The organism is Rhodococcus sp. 06-156-4, assembly GCF_002259345.1.
Taxonomy (GTDB): Bacteria; Actinomycetota; Actinomycetes; order Mycobacteriales; family Mycobacteriaceae; genus Rhodococcoides; species Rhodococcoides fascians_E.
Genome location: NZ_NPGB01000035.1, coordinates 1 through 1,067, shown reverse-complemented (window position 1 = coordinate 1,067; position 1,067 = coordinate 1). Strand labels below are relative to the sequence as shown.

The 1,067-nt window shown below is 65.3% G+C and carries 1 protein-coding gene; it reads left to right on the top strand.

All coding sequences use genetic code 11. The features are described from left to right. The coding region (locus CH290_RS24885) for an amino acid adenylation domain-containing protein (RefSeq protein WP_141217852.1) at positions 1 to 1,067 on the top strand (1,067 nt) is incomplete at both ends.

The following is a 1,067-nucleotide window of genomic DNA, read 5'->3' as shown; positions in this document are numbered from 1 at the left end:
ACCCCCGCCGACACCGCCTACGTCATCTTCACCTCCGGCACCACCGGACGCCCCAAAGGCGTCATGATCTCCCACCGAGCAATCATCAACCTCATCCGCTGGCGCCAAACGGTATTCCCCCTCACCGACGGCGACCGCGTCCTGCAGAAAACCAGCATCGGATTCGACGTCTCCGTCCCCGAATTCTTCTGGCCACTGACAGTCGGCGCCACCATCCGCCTCACCCGACCCGGCGGCGAAAAAGACCCCCACTACCTCACCGACATCCTCCACACCGAACCCATCGGCTTCGTCGAACTCGTCCCCACCATCGCCCACGCCATGCTCGACACCGGACTCGACCTGAGCCGATCCCACCTCCGCCACCTCGCCCTCGGCGGCGAAGCATTCCCCACCACCCTCGCCACCACCCTCACCGCAACCAACAACAACAGCACCGGCACAACCGTCCAGATCTGGAACACCTACGGCCCCACCGAAGCCGCCGTCGAAACCACCGGACACCACCTCAACCCCACCACCGCCACCACCACCGACACCGACACCTACACCTACACCTACACCTACACCTACGGCACCAGCGTCCCCATCGGCCAACCCATCACCAACACCACCACCCACGTACTCGACCCCTGGCTACGACCCGTCCCCGTCGGCATCACAGGAGAGCTCTACCTCGGCGGCACCCAACTCGCCGACGGCTACATCAACCGACCCGACCTCACCGCCACCCGCTTCATCGCCGACCCCACCGGATCCGGCGAACAATCAGGCCAACGCCTCTACCGCACCGGCGACCTCGTCCGCTGGAACCACGACGGGCAACTCGACTACCTCGGCCGCACCGACGATCAGGTCAAGATCCGCGGATTCCGCATCGAACTCGACGAGATCCGCGTCGTCCTCGAACAGCACCCCGCCGTCTCCACCGCCATCGTCATCGCCGCCGAACACCCCGGCGGCACCGGAAAATACCTCGCCGCCTACCACACCGGCGACCCCATCGACCCCGATGAACTGCGGGCATTTCTGACCGACCGGCTACCGGACTACATGATCCCCACGGT